This window comes from Bacillus coreaensis (assembly GCF_050586445.1).
GTDB classification, from domain to species: Bacteria; Bacillota; Bacilli; order Bacillales; family Cytobacillaceae; genus Robertmurraya_A; species Robertmurraya_A coreaensis.
In genome coordinates this window covers 1-22,999 of the sequence record NZ_JBOCCY010000024.1, presented here as the reverse complement: position 1 = coordinate 22,999, position 22,999 = coordinate 1, and the positions used below count along the sequence as shown (strand labels likewise).

The 22,999-nt window shown below is 40.7% G+C and carries 17 protein-coding genes and 2 riboswitches; of the genes, 2 read left to right on the top strand and 15 right to left on the bottom strand.

The window, feature by feature from the left end:
• Positions 1–43: 43 nt before the first annotated feature.
• The 8 genes from ACQ5H4_RS22065 to ACQ5H4_RS22030 all read right to left on the bottom strand — a co-directional run bounded on the left by ACQ5H4_RS22065 (position 44) and on the right by ACQ5H4_RS22030 (position 12,992).
• Complete coding sequence (locus ACQ5H4_RS22065) at positions 44–940, bottom strand: carbohydrate kinase family protein (protein WP_430777040.1); 897 nt, start codon at positions 938–940, stop codon at positions 44–46.
• Between the two features lie 64 nt (positions 941–1,004).
• Entirely contained in the window at positions 1,005–3,197 is a 2,193-nt protein-coding gene (locus tag ACQ5H4_RS22060) for a sensor domain-containing protein (protein WP_430777039.1), read from the bottom strand.
• Between the two features lie 145 nt (positions 3,198–3,342).
• Positions 3,343–5,088 carry an allophanate hydrolase gene (atzF, locus tag ACQ5H4_RS22055; RefSeq protein WP_430777038.1) on the bottom strand — a complete coding sequence of 582 codons (1,746 nt, stop codon included), beginning with the start codon at positions 5,086–5,088 and terminating at the stop codon, positions 3,343–3,345.
• Complete coding sequence (gene uca, locus ACQ5H4_RS22050) at positions 5,048–8,692, bottom strand: urea carboxylase (RefSeq protein WP_430777037.1); 3,645 nt, start codon at positions 8,690–8,692, stop codon at positions 5,048–5,050. Before uca ends, atzF begins: the two co-directional genes overlap by 41 nt.
• Positions 8,693–8,712: 20 nt before the next feature.
• A complete protein-coding gene (locus ACQ5H4_RS22045) occupies positions 8,713–9,363 on the bottom strand; it encodes an urea amidolyase associated protein UAAP2 (RefSeq protein ID WP_430777036.1) in 651 nt (216 codons plus the stop codon).
• Positions 9,363–10,091 (bottom strand): urea amidolyase associated protein UAAP1, encoded by a 729-nt coding sequence (locus tag ACQ5H4_RS22040; protein ID WP_430777035.1) that lies wholly within the window; start codon positions 10,089–10,091, stop codon positions 9,363–9,365. Before ACQ5H4_RS22040 ends, ACQ5H4_RS22045 begins: the two co-directional genes overlap by 1 nt.
• A 50-nt stretch (positions 10,092–10,141) precedes the next feature.
• A riboswitch (guanidine-I (ykkC/yxkD leader) is annotated at positions 10,142–10,236 on the bottom strand.
• Positions 10,237–10,319: 83 nt separating this feature from the next.
• The gene (locus ACQ5H4_RS22035) at positions 10,320–11,687 is read right to left on the bottom strand and encodes an APC family permease (protein WP_430777034.1); all 1,368 of its coding nucleotides are present in this window, start codon (positions 11,685–11,687) and stop codon (positions 10,320–10,322) included.
• 70 nt (positions 11,688–11,757) lie between these two features.
• A riboswitch (guanidine-I (ykkC/yxkD leader) is annotated at positions 11,758–11,852 on the bottom strand.
• Between the two features lie 147 nt (positions 11,853–11,999).
• Positions 12,000–12,992, bottom strand: coding sequence for a hypothetical protein (locus ACQ5H4_RS22030; RefSeq protein ID WP_430777033.1), 993 nt, complete (start codon positions 12,990–12,992; stop codon positions 12,000–12,002).
• A gap of 191 nt (positions 12,993–13,183) precedes the next feature.
• Here ACQ5H4_RS22030 and ACQ5H4_RS22025 point away from each other — a divergent pair, with 191 nt between their 5' ends.
• Both ACQ5H4_RS22025 and ACQ5H4_RS22020 read left to right on the top strand, forming a co-directional pair.
• Positions 13,184–13,687, top strand: coding sequence for a hypothetical protein (locus ACQ5H4_RS22025; RefSeq protein WP_430777032.1), 504 nt, complete (start codon positions 13,184–13,186; stop codon positions 13,685–13,687).
• Complete coding sequence (locus ACQ5H4_RS22020; protein ID WP_430777031.1) at positions 13,684–14,877, top strand: transglutaminase domain-containing protein; 1,194 nt, start codon at positions 13,684–13,686, stop codon at positions 14,875–14,877. Before ACQ5H4_RS22025 ends, ACQ5H4_RS22020 begins: the two co-directional genes overlap by 4 nt.
• Before the next feature lie 36 nt (positions 14,878–14,913).
• Here ACQ5H4_RS22020 and ACQ5H4_RS22015 read toward each other — a convergent pair whose 3' ends face one another.
• From ACQ5H4_RS22015 to ACQ5H4_RS21985, 7 genes are all read right to left on the bottom strand, one after another.
• Positions 14,914–15,264, bottom strand: a complete 351-nt coding sequence (locus ACQ5H4_RS22015) for a VOC family protein (RefSeq protein ID WP_430777030.1) — start codon at positions 15,262–15,264, stop codon at positions 14,914–14,916.
• Positions 15,265–15,947: 683 nt separating this feature from the next.
• Positions 15,948–17,156: a glycosyltransferase family 4 protein gene (locus tag ACQ5H4_RS22010; protein WP_430777029.1), complete on the bottom strand. Its 1,209-nt coding sequence runs from the start codon at positions 17,154–17,156 to the stop codon at positions 15,948–15,950.
• A 173-nt stretch (positions 17,157–17,329) separates the two neighbouring features.
• Positions 17,330–17,839, bottom strand: coding sequence for a (2Fe-2S)-binding protein (locus ACQ5H4_RS22005; protein WP_430777028.1), 510 nt, complete (start codon positions 17,837–17,839; stop codon positions 17,330–17,332).
• Positions 17,830–20,088 (bottom strand): xanthine dehydrogenase subunit D, encoded by a 2,259-nt coding sequence (gene pucD, locus ACQ5H4_RS22000; protein ID WP_430777027.1) that lies wholly within the window; start codon positions 20,086–20,088, stop codon positions 17,830–17,832. Before pucD ends, ACQ5H4_RS22005 begins: the two co-directional genes overlap by 10 nt.
• Before the next feature lie 23 nt (positions 20,089–20,111).
• The gene (locus ACQ5H4_RS21995) at positions 20,112–20,963 is read right to left on the bottom strand and encodes an FAD binding domain-containing protein (protein ID WP_430777026.1); all 852 of its coding nucleotides are present in this window, start codon (positions 20,961–20,963) and stop codon (positions 20,112–20,114) included.
• Positions 20,960–21,580 (bottom strand): NTP transferase domain-containing protein, encoded by a 621-nt coding sequence (locus tag ACQ5H4_RS21990; protein ID WP_430777025.1) that lies wholly within the window; start codon positions 21,578–21,580, stop codon positions 20,960–20,962. Before ACQ5H4_RS21990 ends, ACQ5H4_RS21995 begins: the two co-directional genes overlap by 4 nt.
• Positions 21,540–22,613: an XdhC family protein gene (locus ACQ5H4_RS21985; RefSeq protein ID WP_430777024.1), complete on the bottom strand. Its 1,074-nt coding sequence runs from the start codon at positions 22,611–22,613 to the stop codon at positions 21,540–21,542. Before ACQ5H4_RS21985 ends, ACQ5H4_RS21990 begins: the two co-directional genes overlap by 41 nt.
• Between the last annotated feature and the right edge of the window lie 386 nt (positions 22,614–22,999).

Sequence of the window (22,999 nt, the reverse complement as noted above, 5' to 3'; positions counted from 1 at the left end):
GTTAAAACCCTTTTTATCTTAGGAGGGTTTTTAACGTTTTTAACTATAGCGAACCAACCTTCGTTGTCGAAAGTGCTCCTGCATCATTAGCAACTCTCGTAAATCTTTCTAACTGGGATCTTTTTTCAGGCAAGCCATGATTATGAAATTCACTTATAAGGGCTGCCAAGAACGCATCTCCTGCACCGGTTGTATCCACTGCTTTCACAGCTACACCAGGAACCTTTACCACATGTTGTCCATGTAAACCCATCGCTCCTTCCTTCCCTCTCGTGATAAAAAGAAAAGGAATACCCAGTTTAGAAATAGCAAGTAGCCCTTGTTCAACATTCTCCGATTGTGTTAAAAACAATAATTCATCCTCTGCCATTTTTACGATATCCGCCTTTTTTACATAGGAGAGAATCACTTCTCTGCATTGCTCTTCACTTTCCCAGCGTTTCAAACGAATATTGGTGTCAAATGCTACAAGCAAATCCCCTTCACTAGCAAATGCGAGAGCTTGATTGGTTGTTTTTCTTGCTACTGGATGGAAAAGGGTGCCTGATCCAAAATAGAATAGTTTACTTTGAATGAACAGCTCTTTGTCGAGTTCTTCTGCTGTCATCCAGTCATCAGGCGTTTCATTTATGTATGAATGGAAATAACGATCCCCTTGATCATTTACATGAACATATACCGAGCAAATCTTTTTAGTGGCCTCGTAAGTACAATAAGATAGATTCACTTGTGCTTTTTTCATTTCTTCTTGCACAAACACACTTGTCTCATCCATCCCAAGCTTACATAAATAATACGAAGGAATTCCTAACCTTTGAACTCCTACCGCGACATTAACAGTGGCTCCTCCTAAAAGTCGCTGATAATTTGTATTCGTCTGATCTTGGGAGATAAAATCAACAAAAGCCTCACCTAGTGAAATGACCCCTTGCTTTTTCAATCTTTTGCTCCTTTCGTCGTGCACTCTAGAAAAAAATATTGCAGCCCAGGGCTGCAATATTAGTTTACACTAGCAGGGCTTCAATTTCCTCTGACCTTACGGGTTTACTAAAAATATACCCTTGCCCATGAACGCAATAGTTATTGATTAAATACTTTGCTTGATATTCTGTTTCGATTCCTTCTGCAATAACATCAAACTTTAAAGTTCTTCCCATTTCGATAATAGCTTTTACGATAGAATTAGTCCCCGTTTCCTTTTCTAAATCATCTAAAAAGGATTTATCGATTTTAATTGTATCAATAGGAAGATGTTTTAAGTAACTTAGAGAGGAGTAACCCGTACCAAAGTCATCAATAGCAATGGTGATGCCTAAATTCTTTAATTGATTTAAGACACGAATAGAATTCTCAATGTCTTGCATAATCGTTTCGGTAATTTCTAACTCTAAATACTTTGGTTCTAGATTATACTCTGATAATGTGTTATCCACGAATTCAATGAAATCTTCTTCTAACAATTGCCTGACCGAAATATTAACAGCCACTGAAACTGACTTTAGCCCTGTATCTTGCCACTTTTTATTTTGCCTAACAGCTTCTTTTAGAACCCATTTTCCAATATCAACTATGATCCCTGTTTCTTCAGCTAGAGGGATAAATTCAATCGGAGACACCATACCTAAGGTTGGATGAAACCACCGCAACAACGCTTCGGTACCTACAATTTCCTTACTTTTCAAATGAAATTTAGGTTGATAAAATAAAGAGAATTGCTTTAACTCAATGGCTTTTCTTAACCCATTTTCCAACTCTAATTTCCTTAGTTTTATTTCATCAAGCTGAGAGGTATAAAATTGAAAATTATTTTTCCCATGTTCCTTCGCCAAATACATGGCTGTATCTGCATGCTTAATTAGCGTCTCCTGATCTTCGCCATCTTCAGGATAGCGACTTACTCCAATGCTAGTCGTTAAATAATACTCTTCTCCATTGATTTCAAAAGGAGTATTAAGATTTCGAAGGATACTATTTGCTATTTGCTCAATTTTTTGTATTTCATGATAAGAAAAAACCACTATAAATTCATCACCGCTATGCCTAAATACGGAGCCTTTTTTTCCAATAATCGTATTTAACCGATTGGCAACCTCTCGTAAAATTAAATCCCCGGTAGAATGGCCTTTCGTATCATTAATTACTTTAAATCTATCTAAATCAAGAAACAAAACAGCGAATGTAGTAGAAAAGGAAGTTTCATGAACTAAATGTTCTTTTAGTTTATTTCTATTACCTAACCCTGTTAACGTATCATAATAAGCCATATGATGGATCGTTTCTTCTGCTTTTTTCCTCTCCGTAATGTCCTTACCAATGATTTGGTACACAGGACGTCCCTCAATATTGATAGGTAATACAGAAAGTTCGACTGAAATTCCCCTTCCCTGTATGTCGGTTATAACGGTCTCATAACTTAAGAAATTTTTCTCATATTGATCTATTAACATTCTATTATTTATATGTCTAATTGTTTCGATCTTCATAAATTTTGTAATCGATTCATTACTTATCGGATGATCATCTGAGATACCCAATAGCTGATAACCTGCAAGATTCAAATAATCTACCTTATTATTCTTGATAATTGCAATAAAAGTCGGTGACATTTCCACCAAGCTACGGTAACGTTCTTCACTTTCTCTAAGAGTCGTAATATCAAATAACACACTTGTAAAATCGATTAAGGTTCCGCATGAATCTAGTATGGGAATCCCTCTATCCTGAATCCAACGAATCTCACCATTTGGACGGCGAATACGGTACACACTAGTGACCGCTTCACCTCTCTCTATTTTTTTCTTTCTTTCCTCAAGCACAAGAGAATCCTCTTCTAGAATCGTTTCCTTCCATAGCTCTGTATTCTCGTAAAAATCTGATAAAGGATAGCCGTATAATTTTTCAATTCCAGGAGTGATCAGAAGTTTATTAGTTTTTAAATTCATGGACCAAATCGCCACGTCCAATGTTTCAAAAATGGTACTAAGCCGTTGGTTGGTCTCGTTTAAATCTGTTGTATGCTTATTGATTCTTTTTGTTAAAAAAAATAATAGAATGATAATCATTACAACGAAAAGATAATGCGCAACCTTAAATACATCAGAATTGTGTGGAATAAAAAACTCAATCAACTCAGAGACAATAAAAAGGAGGATAATAATGCTGATTTTTCCATACTGTCTATTCAATGTTTTATCCATAATAAGCCCCTAGAATAATCTTTTATTATATATCGGTAGAAATAGGGATATGTTTATAAAAGCTTGTGGAATAAATTAATAACTGCTAATCTTTTCTACCACAAAAAAACCCCTTGCACTTTTATGCAAAGGGTTCAAATTCTTTTTATTTCGGTAAATATCTCCACCCACCAAAGTGAGTGATATCTTTTCCATTTCTCTCGCCACTCGTTTCACAAACAAATCCAGGTACATCAGTTCCATCCTCAAGCTGCACCTTTCCCATTGCAAGTGGAGCAGGAATCAACAGGGCAAACTTGCCGAATTCCGAAATAGGCATCTCCCAAAGCTCTATTTCTATAGAAGCTCCAGCGTCATTCGTTCGAATAAGCCCTGGCTTTGCCGGTAGCGTATCAAGTTTTACAAGTTTGTAGAATGGAGCCGTTTTAGCTTCTCTTACAAAGGTTGCACGATGCAGGGTCATTTGCTTTTCCAGTGGAAAACCTCTCATATGCAAACCACAAACGGCTACTAATGTTGTAGTTTGGTTACCTTCAGTGCGATTTCCATGAAGAAATAAATCCGCCAGTCCCCGTATGATATGTTCATTTTGATGATTGGAAAATAGGGTAATGCCAAAAGGTAGATTTTTAGCAGCATCCTCTGTCGGAATATTAATCGCACTAAGATCTAATAGATTGCAATGATTGGTGTACAATCCCATCGCACTATTGGTTTCAATTGGGTTTCTTCGTACTTCCTCTCTAGTCCAGGTTCCACCAGAGGTAGGCATCACGAGAACACCATCTTTAAACTGTTGGTGAGCCCTCTGTTTAAACATCTGAAGTTTGTGCATCGCTTTAAAAACAGATGCAGCATCATATTCCGGCTTCGCCCCCGAACGCAAAACAGTCTCCGTTACAGAAAAAGCTACTCCACTATTCTCGGTAATGAAATTCCCTAGGTCAGCCCAGCGTTCTGCCACCCACGGACCATCATATAAAACGCTGGCTGCTTCGGATAAATAGTCTCCATCAATGTATTCAATTGGAATATTTAGCTGTTCCAATTGTAAAATTGCCATTTCCCATGCTTTTTGATATTCAGCTGCATATGGACCAAAGAAGCGGTGCGGCTGTTGGACCATGTAGATTTTTTCCGGTAAAGCATTTGGCTTACTTGCAAGCTCCCTCGACCATGGATCTTCTTTATCAAAGCCTCTTGCGATCTCGTCAACGATTTCAACATCAGATAAAGTATGAGCAAATACCGTGACACAGTCTAGACTCGCACAGGCTGGAACTACCCCCTTTGTTGGCCATGCACCGAGACTTGGCTTAAAGCCTAGCAATCGATTAAGCGCAGCTGGTACACGGCCAGATCCTGCTGTATCTGTTCCAAGAGCAAAGGCTACTTGACCTCTCGCAACTGATACAGCTGAACCTGAGCTTGATCCTCCACTAATCAATTCAGATTTCAGAGCGTTTTTTGTTTCACCATAAGGACTTCTGGTTCCGACAAGTCCGGTAGCAAATTGATCCAGATTTGCTTTTCCAACCGGGATGGCTCCAGCGTCGATGAACCGTTTAACTACTGTCGCATGTTCTACAGGAGTATAAGCGAACTCAGCACAACCCGCTGTTGTTGGTACACCTGCTAGATCAATATTATCTTTAATCGCAAAGGGGATTCCCCAGAGAGGAGCTTTCTCTGGGTCCATTTTTTTCAAATTATCTAAGTAAGGCTGGATGAATTCCATTGATGGTGGAGTGATCCAAATATTCATCTCTTTGTCAGCTTCACTTCGTTGGATAATCTCTTGAATCAGCTTTTCTGGTGTTAATTCGTTAGACTTATATTTTTCTCTTAAATTATGAATGGATAGTAGCTTTGGCGTGTTCATCGTTTTCATTAGATATCCCCCGCTTTTCTTTTGTAATGGAGACAAACAGTTGTCCCGCATGAACTTCATCACCTGGCGATACGTGGACAGATTGAATCACGCCATCAAACGGTGCATGTTGAGGAAATTCCATCTTCATACTTTCCTCAATCATTAATACGTCGCCTTTCTTTACAACATCTCCAGAAGAAACAAGCACTTTCCACACGCTCCCTGGCATCGTACAACGGACCGCTTCTACTCCTTGTGGCAATTCTTCTTCAACCGTTTCAGACACCGATTGTTCCGAAATATACTCAGCAAGACCAAGCTCTTTCCAACTCTCACGCTCTGCCTTAAATGCTGCCTCCTGCGTTTTTCGGAACCCTTCTGCACTCTCTTTAATCGAATCTAAAAACGCTAGGTACTCTCCAAGGTTAAAGGTTGTCTCGGTAATTTCTACTTCAAAACGGCCTCTAAGGAAATCTTCTCTCATGACTGTAAGCTCTTCTGTACTGACTGGATAAAATTGAATTTGGTCAAAGAAACGAAGTAACCATGGCTTCTTCTCTGTAAAGCTCTTTGTTTCGCGAACTCGATTCCAAACTTGAACGGTACGTCCAACAAACTGGTATCCGCCTGGACCCTCCATTCCATAAATACACATATAGGCGCCACCAATTCCAACGGCATTTTCCGGTGTCCATGTTCGAGCCGGATTATACTTTGTTGTTACTAATCGATGTCTTGGATCGATTGGAGTTGCAACAGGTGCACCCAAGTAAACATCCCCAAGACCTAGGACTAAATAGCTCGCATCAAAGACCGTCTTCTTCACATCTTCTATTTGAGGTAAACCATTGACTCGTCGGATGAATTCTAAGTTACTTGGACACCAAGGAGCATCAGGACGGACATTTTTTTGATAACGATCAATGGCAAGTTGAGTGGCTGGATCATCCCATGAAAGTGGAAGTCGAACTACACGGGACGGAACTTCAATCTCCTCTAGAGGCGGTAACTCTCGATTGATCCCTTCCATTAATGCACAAATAGTAAAGGTCGATATTTGAGATGCATCAAAATGAACTTGTAAGGAACGAATTCCTGGTGTTAAATCTAATACCGGAATATCCTTACGAGCTTGAATAGCATCCATCAATGCATGTATTTGAAAACGGAGCAAGAGATCTAGCTCCATTTCTCCATACTCGATGAGGATATGCTCATCTCCCGCTGCACGAATCGTCATTGGAAAATGACTTTCATCATTTTGAACAAGTATCGGATAACTTGGTGATAAGAGCTTCGTTTCTTCTGGCAATGTAGGAACTGAGTGATCTCCTATATTTTTCAAAAATAGTTCTTGTGATTTTCTTAGTTGTTCCGCCTCTTCTAGCGTTAAAAGCTGAAAGCAGACACGATCACCTGCGTGAAGCTGGCCGAGTTTCCAAAATTCGGCTGATGCTGTTGTCACTGGACAAACAAACCCGCCAAGACTCGGACCATCAGGACCAAGTAAGATCGGCATATCCCCGGTTAAATCTAATGTACCTATCGCATATGCGTTGTCGTGAATATTAGAAGGATGTAACCCTGCCTCTCCTCCGTCTTCTCTAGCCCAAAGTGGAGCCGGCCCAATTAAACGGACACCTGTACGTGAGCTATTAAAATGGACTTCCCAGCTTGTTTCTGTCAACTGTGTCAAATACTCTGGTAATAAAAACTCTTCTGTACAGTGTGGACCTGGAATGACGCCAATTGTCCATTCTTTTGTTAATACAGGTTGTTGAGTAATGCTAAGCTCTTTATTTGAAGGTGTAGCACAAGGATGAACTCTCAACACATCTCCTGTGCGAAGCGCACGCCCACCATGTCCGCCAAACCCTCCAAGCGTAAAGGTTGAAGCACTTCCTAAATAGAGGGCCATATCGAACCCACCTGCAACTAGTAAATAAGTTCGCATTCCTTGTGTAGCTTCACCAAATGAAAGAATTTGGCCGCGCTTGGCAGTGACCACTTTATAGGTCGGAACAGGAATATCATCCAATGTAGCTTTCATATCGGAGCCGGATAAGCAAAAAACGATATCTCCACGGAAACGGTAAGAGCCCCCTCGTAACGTTAGCTCTAACCCAGCAGCATGAGAATCATTCCCTAGCAACTGATTTCCGATTCGGAAGGAGAAAGGATCCATCGGTCCACAAGGAGGAACTCCCACATCCCAGTGCCCCACTCGTCCTGGCCAATCTTGAACAGTCGTTTGGATCCCACCATCCAGTACTTCAATAGCACATTCCGCTGGCGAAAATTCCTTTAACATTTGAGTATGCACATGTCCAGAGCGACATTCTTCTTCCTCTAACAGGGACTGCACATATTGTAAGTTGGTTGTGACACCATATAGTCTTGTATCTTGTAATGCTTGACTTAGTTGATTAATGGCTTGTTCACGAGTGTCTGCATGAACAATAATTTTGGCAAGCATAGGGTCATACAAAGAGGTAACCGTTAAGCCATCTCTTACCCACGTTTCAATCCGGGCATCCTTTGAAAATCGAACTTGATCCAACAGGCCACCGCTCGGACGAAAATCATTCAGACAGTCTTCCGCATAAATCCGAGCTTGAATACTATGCCCTTTCGGAGGGGTATACAAAGTATTTAGATCACGAAGCTCACCAGCCGCTTCACGAACCATCCACTCGACTAAATCAAGACCTAACACTTCTTCGGTCACACCGTGTTCTACCTGAAGTCTGGTATTCACTTCTAGAAAGTAAAACTTTTCCGCTTCTGGGTCATACAAATATTCCACCGTTCCTGCACTTCTATAGCCCACTTCTTCGGCTAATCGTTTAGAAGCAGCTAGCATTTCCTCACGTACAGCTGAAGATAAGCATGGAGCTGGACTTTCTTCTACCACCTTTTGATTACGACGCTGAACGGAGCAATCACGTTCTCCTAATGCGACCACTTCACCGTACTCATTTCCGAAGATTTGAACTTCCACATGGCGTGCTTTTTGAATATATTTTTCTAAAAAGACTCCTCCGTTGTTAAAATTCGTTTCAGCTAGGCGACAGACCGAATCAAAGGCATCTGTTAGGGCAGACTCATCTGCACAAACACGCATTCCAATTCCTCCACCTCCCGCTGTACTTTTAAGCATAACAGGATATCCAATTCGTTCTGCTTCAGCAACGGCGGTTTCTACTTGGGTTATTAAGGATGTTCCCGGTAAAAGTGGAACTCCTGCTCTCATAGCTATTTCACGTGCTGAATGCTTTAAACCAAACAGCTCCATTTGCTCAGGAGTAGGACCAATAAAGGTGATTCCATGTGCTTGACATGCACGGGCGAAATCAGCATTTTCACTAAGGAACCCATATCCTGGATGAATGGCTTCCGCTCCTGTTTTCAGTGCCGTTTTTAAAATGAGCTCTGCGTTAAGATAACTATCTTTTGCAGCACCTTCACCAATTAATACTGCTTCATCCGCGTGATCGACATGAAGGCTATCTTGGTCTGCTTTTGTATAAACTGCAACAGATGCAATGTTTAATTTTTTTAGAGTTCTTTCAATTCGAACCGCAATCGCTCCACGGTTGGCAATTAGTACTTTCTTGAACATGGTTGGAGCTCCTCTCTATGTTATTTATCCCAGATTAGTAGTTGAATAGGAGTTGGATTATAAGCGTTACAAGGATTATTTAATTGTGGACAGTTGCTAATAAGGACAAGTGTCCGACTGACTGCTTTCATTTCTACATAATATCCTGGGGCGGACACACCATCTTCAAACGTTAATCCACCTTCTGGAGTCACAGGAACATTCATAAAGAAGTTGACGTTTGGTGCTAGATCTCGTTTGTTAAATTGGCTTCCATACTTTGATAGTTGAAGCATAAATGTATCTCGACAGTTGTGCATCGGAAGCGTGTCATGAGCATAGCGAACGGTGTTACTTTGCGCGGAACAAGCACCACCAAGCGTATCGTGGCGTCCACATGTATCGGCAACAATCTCAACCAGTTCTCTCCCTGACTCGGAAACTAGAACTGAACCCGTCGTTAAATACACATTGCCCTGGCGTTGAATCGTATTTATTGCACTATAATGGTCGGTTGGATGATCAGCATCGTAGAATAGTGTGTCTGCTGCCTGGTTTCCCTCTATATCCACTATTCTTAACACCTGTCCTGGTTCAAGAATTTTGGTCCACCCTTCTCCAGCAGGAACGATGTAGTTATCAATTGCTTCATCTATCTGTCTTTCACTAATCTTATATTGTAAAGTGGCCATTAGTTTGTTCCTCCTTTTGTTAATAAACAATAGTCCCATGTGTTCTCAAATGCACGACGGTTTTCCGGACGATAGTTCACACAAATATCGTTCTCCTCTACAGGAGCTGCATCGGTGATCGTTATCTCGACAGGAACAGAAGGATAGTTGGAACTTGGGTCAAGCGGGTTTGGCGTGTTTGATAAAATAATAAGAACGTCCATCTCGGCTCTCAGTGTAATGGTGTCACCCTTTTTGGAATGACTTCGAGCAAAATGGAGTGAACCATCTTCCTTGCAAAATACTTTTGAGAATAAATTTACAACAGGGATCAGATCTCTGTTCGTTAATCCATTTCGGAACAATTCAACCGCAAAGTTTTCTTCCCCACTTCGATACCAATCATTTCTTTGTTCTTGATATGTGGTCTTCCCATATCGTTCGTCGATCATAAGGCGTGTCGCATAGCCTGATATCGTGTCATGCCAGCCAAGAGAATCATCAATCATACTAGCTAGTACTCTTCCATTGTCACTCATCAAGACGTTTCCAGTCGTTAAGTGAGCGGTATGCTGAGCCTTTAATGTATCCGGCATATTGTAGCGCTCCGATGTGTCATCTGCGTTATATAAAAGGAGAGAAAGATTGGCTCCGTCTCCAAGAGCTTTAAAAGTTAGTTGTTTTCCACTTCTAATTTTTGTTGACCATTTTCCACCAGCAGGAATTATTTTCGTAAGTAGCTTACTCATCATTTAGCCTCCTTTAAAATAAAAAAGGATAAAAGACTAGGAGATCATTCATCTCCCAGGCTTTTATCCTTCCGTGTATACAGCGATTGCTGTACGCTCTCTCTCGGACCTGACGTTAATAACCGGAACCCTAGAAAGCTTTTTCGTTTCCAACAGGATGTGGAAACCTGTATGTTGTTGTAATTAGTATAACTGTCAGAAAAGACAGATAACAATGAAAGTGTCAGACTATCTAACAATGTTTTTCTTAATCGCTGTTTGATGGAAATCCAAAGCCATTTTACGTTCCTTAGCTTTGCTCCATTCAGTCTTCAAGAAGAGATACGTAAATCCTACAGCAACCCAGATGACTCCGGCTGTTAATGTATGCTTATCAAGCAAGGTTAACAGCCAACCGATAAAACTTGCCCCGACAAGTGGAAAAATAAGATAAAAACAAGTGTCTTTTAGTGAGCGTTTTTTCATTTTCACATAATAATGAGCAATGACTGATAAATTGACAAATATAAATGCGGTTAAAGCACCGAAGCTTACAAACATGACAGCCGTATCTAGACTAATAAACACCGCAGATAATGAAATAATGGCTACCAACATGATATTGGCAAAGGGTGTTTTGTACTTAGGATGAATGCTTGTAAATATTTTTCCTGGAAGAATCGATTCCTTACCAAGTGCATATAAAAATCGGCTCACACTTGTTACGGAGGAAACACCCTGTGTAAAGGTTGCGATCATAAGAACCATAATAAAAAGAGAACTGAATAAATTGCCACCAACTAATTGAACGAGATTATAAGCTGCATTATCAGGATTGGAAAAAGTAAAGTCTGGATACGCAAGTTGAGTCAAATAAGAAATCGCTGTGTACATCGTTACCGCTATGATCACAATGAGAAAGATGGCTTTTGGTATCGTCTTTTTTGCATCGATCGTTTCTTCTGCCATCGTTGTCACTGCGTCAAAACCGAGGAAGCAAAAACAGATGAGTGCTGCACCAGAAAATACGGCACTTAAGGCAATATGTTCACCGAAGAAAGGTGTTAAAGAGAATAATGAGCTTGCACCTGTTCCACCTGCTAAAAGATCCTTTGCGACGAGAATACAAAAAATGAGAATAAATCCGATTTGAACAAGGACCGATAGTCCACTCACGCGAGCTGCCGATTTGATGCCAACGATATTAACGATAGCAAGGATGATATTCATAATGATAATCCAAACAAAAACCGGTATAGAAGGAAATTCTGTATGCATGAAGATGCCAAACGTAAGGATAGCAATAATAGGAGAGAAAATATAATCCAAAAGAAGAGCCCAACCAACAAGAAATCCTGCCATTGGGTGAACGGCCCTCTTCGTATACGTATAGGCAGAACCTGAGACCGGGTAAGCCTTAACCATTAAACTGTAACTATAAGCAGTGAAAAAGATTGCAATGAAGGCTGTTACATAGGCAGCCGCCATCATCCCACTCGATGCTTCATAAGCAACACCGTATACGGTAAAGAAAATCATCGGTGTCATCCAAGCAAGTCCCATAAATACAACTTGATGTAGCTTAAGTGATTTTACTAATCCTGTTCCTTTGTTCATTCTCTAACACCTTCTTTTTTGGATTTCGTGTTATAAAAAAACAAAAGCCCAGGAGAATTTTACAAAAAAATTCTCCCGGGCTTTTGTCCCTCCGTGTCTACAGATGTACTGTACGCTCTCTCTCGGACCAGACGTTTTCCAACCGGAACCCTAGAGAGCCATTTTCGTCCTCAATTATTCTAACGAGAACCCGTATGCTTTTATACTCTGAAGTATAGACGTGGGAAAGCAGTGGTTCAAGGAACATGTCAGATTATATAACATAGAAAAAAAAGCTACCGAAAACACGGTAGCTTTCAAAGATCCATATTTTTATCCAAAACGGTAGTAAACTAATACAATCGTTGCTAGTACAAACAAGAAATTTAAAAATACAAAGATAAATTGATCCAGTTTTGTTTTATGCCATTTGATCGGTGGATTATAGAAAGATACACCTTCAATGATAAAGATGATTAAAACAATATGAATCATAAAGTGACCGATAATTTCTGTAAAACCAAACAACATGGTCGTCATAATAAAGATAACCGTAACAACAAGACCTAACACTCTATTTAAAATACCTACCACAAGTAAATAACCTACGACAAATTCAATAAATGCAGCCATCACAAGGAAAGTCGCTGGCGCAAAACCAAATGTTGGAACATGATGGATCGCAATAATATCCATTGCCATGCTTGGATACACCCATTTTTCAACGGCCACCCAGCATAGAGATAACCCTGTTCCTAAATATAAAAATGGAAATCCTACATTTTCTAGTTTTGTTTTTCCTACAAGTAAAACTCCAATAATGGCGATATAAAAGCTGTAATCAAGCATGTAGAAAATACCATGTTCGGCAGTAATATAAACAAATAATCCTAAAAGAATAGCTGAACCGACCTTTGTTGCTATATGATGTGGAATCAATAAGAATCCAACACTAATCCAAGCAATAATGGATACCATCTGACTTACTTGTAGTTCTGGTGCAAATAAAGTTCCGTTGATAATTTGTAAAATAAGCGCGATGGCAGTCCCGTATTTCAGCAGATGTCTTGAATATTTTCTGAGACTTGATAATTTGTCATCCCAAACTTTAATTTGCTTCCATTCAGCAAATCTTGGAATAAGTAAGGTGAGTACCCCTAAAACAACCGCAGCAAGTAGTGCTAAAGATATAAAAAACGGCGATAATATATTTTCAATGGTTTCTTTTTGTGGCGCTATATTTGTGAACCACTTCACATGGGCTTGTGCAAAATAAGGGGTTAAAATAGCTCCGATTAGTGTTGTAAAGAAAAAGATTTTCTTCATTGATAGTCCTCCTTGCGATTAGCACTATTAACATATTATTAATATACTTTACCGAACGTTGTTTGGGTGATAGGAATATTGAACTTTTTGTGAATACTATCACAATCAATAAATAAGGAGGAAGACCCAGAAACCAAATCCACCATGATAACGTAAATACCTTTGTAAACGGTCGTTATAAAGAAGGATATATGAAAAAGAAAACACCTTTCATATGTATTATCATCAGTTTACTAAGCATTATTCTTTTTATTTCCGGATGCAGCAACTCTGAGGCAAGTCATTCTAAGGAAGCTCAAAAAGAAGAAAACACATACGATAAGCTTGTAAAAGAAAAGAACAAAGAACTCGATCTTCAGCCCATTGAGCTAACTTCTTATAGCGAGGAAGCAGGAGTCACATTAAAAAAACCCACTTATAAAGAATTCGCCGTCAATCAAAAAGTGATGGTAGAAGGTGCGATCGAGAAGTTTTCAGAGACCAAGTTTGACTATGTTTGGATCAAGGTTCGAGCTAACGAAGAGGGACCAGCTGGAATGGAGCAGGAATATTACGCACCGATTAGTGAAGGGAAGTTTAAGCAAGAGATTTCCCTTTTTAATGGAGAAGGCCAGTATGAAGTAAAAGTGCAGGTTCCTAGCTTAGATCGTGAAGACTATTATTATGAAACTGCATCATTTATGTTCATAACGTGAACCCAGACATTGAACGTGATGTGACGTATTCTCCTTTTGGTCAAGAAGCAGAAATACTACTAAATCTTGATCACGGATATGTGACGGATAAAGAAATTTTTGCAATAAGTGGAGATGCAGGAACATTATCCGATAACGACACCATCATGATTAAACTAACCAAAGACTCCGATTCCTGGACTCATGTATTGCCGATTGTGGATGGACAATTTTCCTTTGATGTCCCCCTTTTATATGGAAAAGGTGTGCATGAACTCGAAGTTCTAGTCCCTGATGAAGAGCGAGAAAAATATTATCAACCAGCAACAAAGATTCTCATTAATAATGAATCTGACCGAACCATGCTACCAATCGATTTTTCAAGTACTTATCTAGAACGAGGAGTCACACTCCAGTATCCACATTTTGGCGGAGTCGAATCGGATGGCCTTTTTACGATTAAAGGTACGATTGACCCGAAGGCTTCATTTGGACCCGAAACCACACATATTTATGTGACAACGAAAAAAGGCGAAGACGAAGCGCTAGACGTAATTCCTGTAGAGAATTTCTCGTTTGATGATTCCTTCTACTTACGATTTGGACCTGGAACGTATGAAGTCATGCTTAGCGTCCCTGAAATCAAGGAAGAGAATAGTGATCGATTTCGATATTTTGGATTTGCCAAATTTGAAGTAGAGTCAACCTCTGAAGATAAACGTGATCTGCTACCATCACGTGGGGTTGAGTCCGATGCACCAGAAATTAAAGAGTTAGCTGGGCAGTTAACAAACGGTTTAACCACCGACAGGGAAAAAGGAGAAGCCATTTTTAAATATGTGGCAAGCAATATCTCCTACGATGTTGAAAAATACGAAACGAAAAACTATAACTGGGATGATAGTGCCTTAAAAACACTTGAGCTACGGAAGGGGATTTGTCAGGACTACGCTTACCTAACCATTGCCTTACTACGAGCAAGCAATGTAGAAGCACGATTAATTGAAGGAAATGCCTTTGGAGGATTTTGGCCGCAAAAGCATGCTTGGGTAGAAGCAAAAGTCGATGGAAATTGGCTGACCATGGATCCAACATGGGGAGCAGGTTATATTAAAGACGATGCTTTCGTCGCACAGTACACAGCAGAGTACTTTGATCCAAATCCAACAGAATTTGAAAAATCTCATAAGCGTACCGGAGTATCTTATTAACAAGCAAGCACCAGAATTTTCTGGTGCTTGTTCATGTTACTTTCTCTCAATTAATCCTAATCCGAGACCTACCGGATCCACTATGTAAGCAAGATAAAACTCTGCGAACTCCATCTTGTCCCTAACCACTAATGCACCATTTGCAGTTGCTTTAGTGATTGCTTCCTCAATCGAATCCACCTCTATTTGCAAGCGAATACCGTGAGGATAGTCGTGCGGTCCCTTTGCAATTCCACCGTTGATTCCCGATTCCTGATCCTTCGTAGTAGTTACTGTTTGATAATCCCAATGTGGCTCTGTAATCTCCCAACCAAAAACTGCAGAGTAAAAACTAGTCGCCTTTTTTGGGTCCTGACTATTTAATTCAAAACCTACTACTTTTCCCATTAACTTCACCCCTTTGTCATTTACTTACATTTTAATATAAATTCACCAATTATCATCATGTTATTTTGGGCTAGCGTCCTTATGAAGGTCGTTTCTTCTAAATTATCTGGGCTAACGACCTTCATCCACTTCATGAAGACCGTTTCCTCCCATATTGCCTGAGCTAATGACCTTCATCCACTTCATGAAGACCGTTTCCTCCCATATTGCCTGAGCTAACGACCTTCATCCACTTTATGAAGACCGTTTCCTCCCATATTGCCTGGGCTAACGGCCTTCATCCACTTCATGAAGACCGTTTCCTCCCATATTGCCTGACCTAATGACCTTCATCCACTTTATGAAGACCGTTTCCTCCCATATTGCCTGAGCTAATGACCTTCATCCACTTTATGAAGACCGTTTCCTCCCATATTGCCTGGGCTAACGTCCTTCATCCACTTCATGAAGACCATTTCCTCCCATATTGCCTGACCTAATGACCTTCATCCACTTCATGAAGACCGTTTCCTCCCATATTGCCTGAGCTAACGACCTTCATCCACTTTATGAAGACCGTTTCCTCCCATATTACCTGAGCTAATGACCTTCATCCACTTTATGAAGACCGTTTCCTCCCATATTGCCTGAGCTAATGACCTTCATCCACTTTATGAAGACCGTTTCCTCCCATATTGCCTGGGCTAACGTCCTTCATCCACTCTATGAAGACCGCCACCTCTGGATTTTAGTATCGTTCTCCGATAATTAATAATTTCCTGGTGATAAATTTGTTCAGCCTTCACGGCAAACGATTCTGAAGAGTAGTCACATGCGGCTTTCGTTCTTGCGTGAAGACTTAATCGACGATACACCTCTTCCTGACTCAGCATCAGGCGAAGCTTTTCATCAAACTCTCCAAAGTTCAAGTATTGCCACCCATTTACCCCATCAATAATCACATCATCTAAACAACTATCCTTCCTGCAAAGGGCAGGCACTCCATTTGCTAATGCCTCAACATAAGTTAATCCTTGTGTTTCACTATTCGAAGCACTAACAAATACATCCCCCAATTGGTAATAAGCAGAAATTTCTGAGGGGGAGATCATTCCCACAAAGATCACATGATTATGAATTCCTAAAGTTTTTGCGTATTGCTCCAGGTTCTCCCGATTTGGCCCATCTCCAACAATCAGTAAGGTCACATCCTTTTGCTCTATTTTTGATAGAAACAATAGAATCTCCTCGAGGTTCTTTTCCTTTGCTAAACGGCCAACTGATAAAAGTACCTGATGATGTTTAGGAATACCCATTTTCATTCGAAGAGTTTGCTTCTCTTGGTCGTCAATGGGTCTGGTTATTCTAGATAAATTAATTCCTGTAGGAACCACCTGAATAGGTCGAGTCACTCCATATTCAAGGAGAATAGAGCGAACTTTTCCCGTAGGCGCGATCACACACTGAGTGTTTTTTAATACTTTTCTTGTAAAAAGTGCAACCATGGCTCTGCCCCACTTTTTGTTAGGAGAAAAATAATGCGTATAGTCCTCATAAACCGTATGATATGTATGCACAATCGGAATCCCCAGTTTCCTTGCTAGTTGTCGTGCCATTAAAAAGGTACTGAATTCACAGTGAGAATGTATAATATCCGGCTGCCAGTCAACCAACTCGTCAAGATATTCCGTATCTGTGCGCCAAGCAAACCTTGCTCCAGGGTACAACTTACCCGCTCCAAGTGAGCTAATATAAGTAACATGGTTCTTCTTATACGACCGTTTGGTCATAGACAACGTAAGAATTTTCACCTCATGTCCAAGTCCCCTTAGTTCTTTTTCCAAAGTCATAACAGACGTGACTACCCCATTTATAACAGGCGCATAGCACTCTGTTGTTAGTAAGATTTTCATATTTAGCCACCTTTGCTCGTTTTTTACATACGGACAAACTTGAGTCTAAATAAAATAAAAAACACCTTTCATACTATCCATCTAGTATAAAAAAGTGTTTTAAACGAGACTTTGGAGAATTGTAAAATATACTTAAAGATTTGTATATAAAAAAGAGCCCTATGAAAGGACCCTCAAATTTCTTGATTATTACTTGCAATCGCCTTTTGGACAGCTCGTATTATTCCACCATATCCCGTACATCGACAAAGGTTCCCAGATAGGGCTTCCTGGATTTGCTCGTCTGATGGAGAAGGGTTTGTAGCTAACAAGGCATTTACCGCCATCACCATTCCCGGTGTGCAATAACCACATTGAAAACCACCCTCTTCTAAAAATGCACGTTGAATAGGATCCAGTTCCTCTCCTGCTAATCCTTCAATCGTAACAATAGAAGCGTCATTGGCCTGATAAGCCATCACTAGGCATGAATTAACTAACTGATTGTTCATTTGAACCGCACAAGCTCCGCAACGGCCCACTTCACACGAAATTTTCGTACCAGTGAGGCTTAGTTCTTCCCTCAAAATGGTGACAAGCCTTTTCGTGGGGGGAACCTGTAATATAACATGGGTTCCATTAATGGTTAAAGAGAGCTCCATTTTGGGAGGAGTCATGATTTCTGTTTGTTCTTTCATATCCATCGCTTCTCCCCTCTAACAGACAATTGCTCTAGTAAAAACTCCCTTGATACAGGTAACTTATTGACCCAACACCCCGTTGCATCATGGATCGCCTTCACAATCGCTGGAGCAACGGCAATGGTACCAATCTCTCCCACTCCACGCGGTCCATATATATCCCCCTCTTGAAGCTTCTCGATTGCTTCCACATTCATGACGAACGGCACATCTTGGATGGTAGGGATTAGATACGTATCAAAATTATCATTAACGTACGCTCCATTTTCCATCTTTGCTTCTTCCATCAAACTGTAGCCTAGCGCCATAATCCCTCCTCCTTCAATTTGTCCCTGATAACCTAGCAAGCTAACAACAGGACCTGCAGCAATCGCTTGATCTAAATCAAGCACCTTTACCTTTCCTGTTAACAGGTCTACCTCCACCCTTGCTAACACAGAAGAGAACGCATATAAAAAATGACTTCCGTCAACAACCGCATCAGGACTTACAGGAAAATTAAAGGAAGTTTCTACTTTTAAAAGTGGTTCATTGAGAGTTTTTTCGGCTAATTCGGCATACGAGACACATAGATTGCCATCAGTGAGCCAAATTCCATTTGGTCCCATATTCAGTTCAGTAACTGGTATACCGGTTACATTCGATGCCCTCTCCAAAATCTCGTCTCGAAATGTTTCCTTCATTCTTTGAATGGAATTCCACACCATGCTCGTTGCACGAGAGGCTGTGGACGATCCCGATATGGGTACAGCATCTGTATCTCCGACAACAATACGAATATCATCTTCCTTGCACTTAAATTCTTCCATAACTAAGGTCTCAATCACAGCTAACAAGCCTTGCCCACACTCTTCGAAGCCAAAAGCAGCTTCTATTTTCCCCTCTTTAGTAAAAGATAGTCGTCCACCTGCCGGATCAATTCGACCAACACCTAATCCTCCGCCGTGAATGGATATGGCCACTCCAGTTCCTGTTACCTTCCACTGATCTGATAAATGACTTTCGTTTGTTTTTTCAACCACCTTTCCCTTGATTTCCTCTAACACATCTCTAGCGCCACTAGTTGGAGCAATTTTTTGTCCTAACGGTCCTGGACTATTCACTTGTCTCAAGTTTTTCTCGCGAAATACAATAGGATCCATGTTTAATTTTTCAGCCAAACGGTCGATTTGGCCTTCAAGTGCAAACGTTACCTGATTCCCACCAAATCCTCTAAATTCACCTGCCACACCGTTATTCGTAAAAACGGACAAGCCCTCTATTTCAATGTTCGGAATGACGTATGGACCTGGAGCATGCTCAACAGCAAAATCCAAAACGGCAGGACCTAGTGTGGCATAAGCTCCTGTATCCGTTAAAATCTTTACCTTATGTGAGAGGATTTTTCCCGAATCATCCACACCGGTTTTCATCGTTATTTTCATCGGATGTCGCTTTAGCCCAGCGCGAACCGATTCTCTTCTCGTTTGGTGAATTTTAACAGGACAATTTGTTGCAAGTGCGAGTAGTGCTCCATATGGCTGAATGTTTAATTCATCTTTCCCCCCAAACGATCCCCCCATTGGACTCGAAACAATCCGAATATCAGACTCATTCATATTTAAAATTCTTGATAGCTGATAACGATCTTTGAACCCATGCTGCGTACCAACATAGACCGTTAATTTCCCGTCAACTTCAGGGACAATCACTCCACCTTCTGTTTCCATATAAGCATGCATTTGTCTTGGAAGTTCATACGTTTCCTCTACAATATGGGAGCATGACTGGAATCCTTCCTCCACATCTCCCTTTGAATAATAGGCACGGTGGAGTAGATTTCCATCAGGATGAAGCTTGGGTGCCTCAGGATGAAGAGCTTCTTCAGGTTCAACAATGACCGCGAGCTTCTTATATTCCACCTTTATAAGCTGCAACGCTTCATCTGCAATTTCTATTGTGTCTGCTGCCACAGCTGCGATCGCATCCCCAACATAGCGCACTCGATCCTCACAAAGCACAGGCTGGTCAGGAAAAATGAGTCCAAACCCGTTTAACCCTGGAACGTCCTCATAAGTGACAATTGCTCTTACCCCAGGAAGCTGCTTTGCCTGGACCACGGAAATAGAGTGTATTTCTGCATGAGGTTCAGTACTTCTTAATATTTTTCCGTATAACATACCTGGAAACGATAAGTCAGTTAAATATTTTAGTGCACCAGTTACTTTTCCAGGACCGTCAGGACGTATCTTCTTTTTCTTAGTTTCTATCACCTTGAGCCCCCTCCTTTATCTAGCTAACCCCTTGCAATCTCTGAAACTATCCAATTGGCGGCTACTGATTTTTTATAAGTGGCAGTTGAATAAGAATCTGTAGAAGGAGTATATTCTTCTTCAATAGTTTGGAAGACCTTCTGTAATTGATCGTTCGTAAGTGAAGCACTTTCTAATAGTTGCTCAGATTCATATAATCGCTGAGGATGAGTAGTACTCCCGCTTACAGCCAATCGAACGGCTGATATCTTCCTTTTTTCATGCAGATGGAAGGTTCCTGCCACCGTCACAATACTCGGTGTAAATGCTTCACGATGACAAAGCTTCTTATAAAAAAAACGCTTCGTTTGATCGTCTGGCACATGGACAGAGATAATAAGCGAGTGATTGTTATTTTTTATATAATCATATAACGGTTGATTTTGAACTGAGTTTCCGTCATACACGGCAAGGACAGCATCCATGGCTAGTAAAGCAGGAATCATATCGCCAAATCCATTAGCGATGTTACCACCTATCGTTGCTCTGTTTCGGACAGCAGGTGCCGCAATATTTCTAGCAGCCTCCACAAGAAGAGGATGGAAAAGTTCATTGTTTTGACGACAGAAGTCCAAGGTAATACCTGCGTCTAAACGAGTATATGATTGACCATTAACAAGTTCCTTCCCCCAGCCTTTCATCTCTTTAATACCATCTAAACTAATTAAATGGGAAGGAGCATCAAGCCCTTTCGCCCAATGAGTTTGCATTAAAGTTCCGCCTGCAATAAACGAAGCGGTTTCCCCTAACTTTTCCATTAGATCCCAAGCCTCCACGAGTGAGGTAGGCATCCATAATTCCGTATCAATTAGTGAGGTCGTTCCTTGTCTAATCATCTCCATTCACCACCAATTACCCTTTCATAATCTTTCTTTGTATCAATATCATAGAAGTCGCGAGCTTCTGAGAACTCTACAAACATTCCTTCTAATTCCTTAAAAATCTTTCGTGCCCCTACATCTCCCTGTAGCTTCATCAACTTAGGGAGGACTCGTGGTGAAAAGATGACAGGTGGTCTAGCGATTCCTTCGTAACAAGCAGCGACGAAATCTTGCTTGTCAGCACTAATATAAGTTGTGATTACCTTATCTATGGTAGCCTTCGACAAAAAAGGCTGATCGGCTAGAAGAACCATGATTCCTTTTGGATTCACACGCCTCATTGCTGCATATAATCCCCGTTGCAATGTATGCGCCTGCCCTTTCTCAGCGTCATCGCAAACCACATGAGACCATTGTCTAGAATAAGGAGAATCAAAGAGAGAGGGATCAACCCATTCGAGGGAGTCTGCTTTTTTTGAAACAACAAGGACATGTTCCAGGGAGGAAGATAATGCTGTACGTAGGGCGGAGCTTCCGATGGTACAAGTAGAGAGTGGAAGAGAAAGCTTGTTTTCCCCCATCCTGCTACTCTTACCCGCAGCAAGATATATGGCGATGATTCCATTCTTCATAGTGTATTCCCTCTTTACTTTTTTTCCGTTGTTGAATTAACTCAGCGACAATACTAACCGCAATTTCCTCTGGTCCCTCTGCTCCAATAGATAAACCAATTGGACTTTTTACATGGGATGGAATGATATTTCCTTCTAGCAAACGCTGTGTCCTGTTTTTCGAACCAAGTACGCCTAAATACCTGATCTCTTTGGTAAGCAAATACTGTAAATATTCTTTGTCTCTCTGAAAATTATGGGAAACGACGATAGCTGAATCTGTAGGCTGGAAAGTTAATTTTTCAAAGCTTTCCTGAGGAAATCCCACAATCAGTTGGTCTGCCTTCGGAAAAGCTCCTTGATGGCATAATGCCGGACGCCAATCAGATACAATTACCGAAAATCCGGTTTTAGAAGCTAAATCGACTAATGGAATGACATCTTCTCCCGCTCCGAAAATCATGAGCCGAGGTTTGGGTTCAAAGGTATGAATATATAGATTTGAAGCTAACTCGGAGGAATACAGTGTTCCACTTTTTGGGGTCATTAAATGATAATTCTTTAAAAGGCTTTTAGCTGATAAAACATTACTCCCCGTCCAGCTCCCAAAAATCGTTCCATCATCAGTAATAAACAGGCAAGAGGATGCGGATAAATGTTCATCTAGTTGTTTGATCATCGTCACTCTATTGCCTAGTGCTAGATGATTTTTTAAAATAATCAAATGTTCTAGAAGCTGATCGTCAATCGGTTCGAGTAAGACTGTAATGATTCCATTGCAGCCTGCCCCTTGCCCCCATGAAAGATCATCTTCCTCTTGCATATGATAAACAATGGTTTGGGGCTCACTTGTGCCAAAGCATTCTTTGACTCGATACTCAAGATCGGTTTCTAGACAGCCTGCACTGAGGATGCCAGTCCTTGTTCCATTTTTTTGGAACAACATCGATGTTCCTTCTTTTCTATAGGCGGAGCCCTCCACTCGGATGATCGTTGCAAGAACCCCCTCATTAGAAGTTGATATCTTCTGTAGAATGTCATGGATTGCTTCCATCCGTGCCCCCTCCTCAATTTTCATATAATTCAGTGTATTTATGAATCATAACAAAATAAAAATTGGAAATGTATATTTTTGTAAGGTAATCTAACATAGAAAGTGAAAATGGGGGAGCATTTGAAAACAAAGCAGATCTCTAGTTAGGAGCTGAGATAGCATTGCTAGTATATGGGGAAGCTAGAGTGAATAATAGATTTAAACCGATAAGCTCTGAGGTCTACGCTATTTGGACTCATTTTTAGCTTTTTGAGTGGATCCTATCCGAATGAGCTGTTTATTTGGACTCAATGCTTGTTTTCGGGCTCTGATCTGTCTAAATCCACCCTTCATTCGGACTCTGGTTACGCTTTCTGCTCTGGCTCCTGTCCGAATGGACCCTTGAT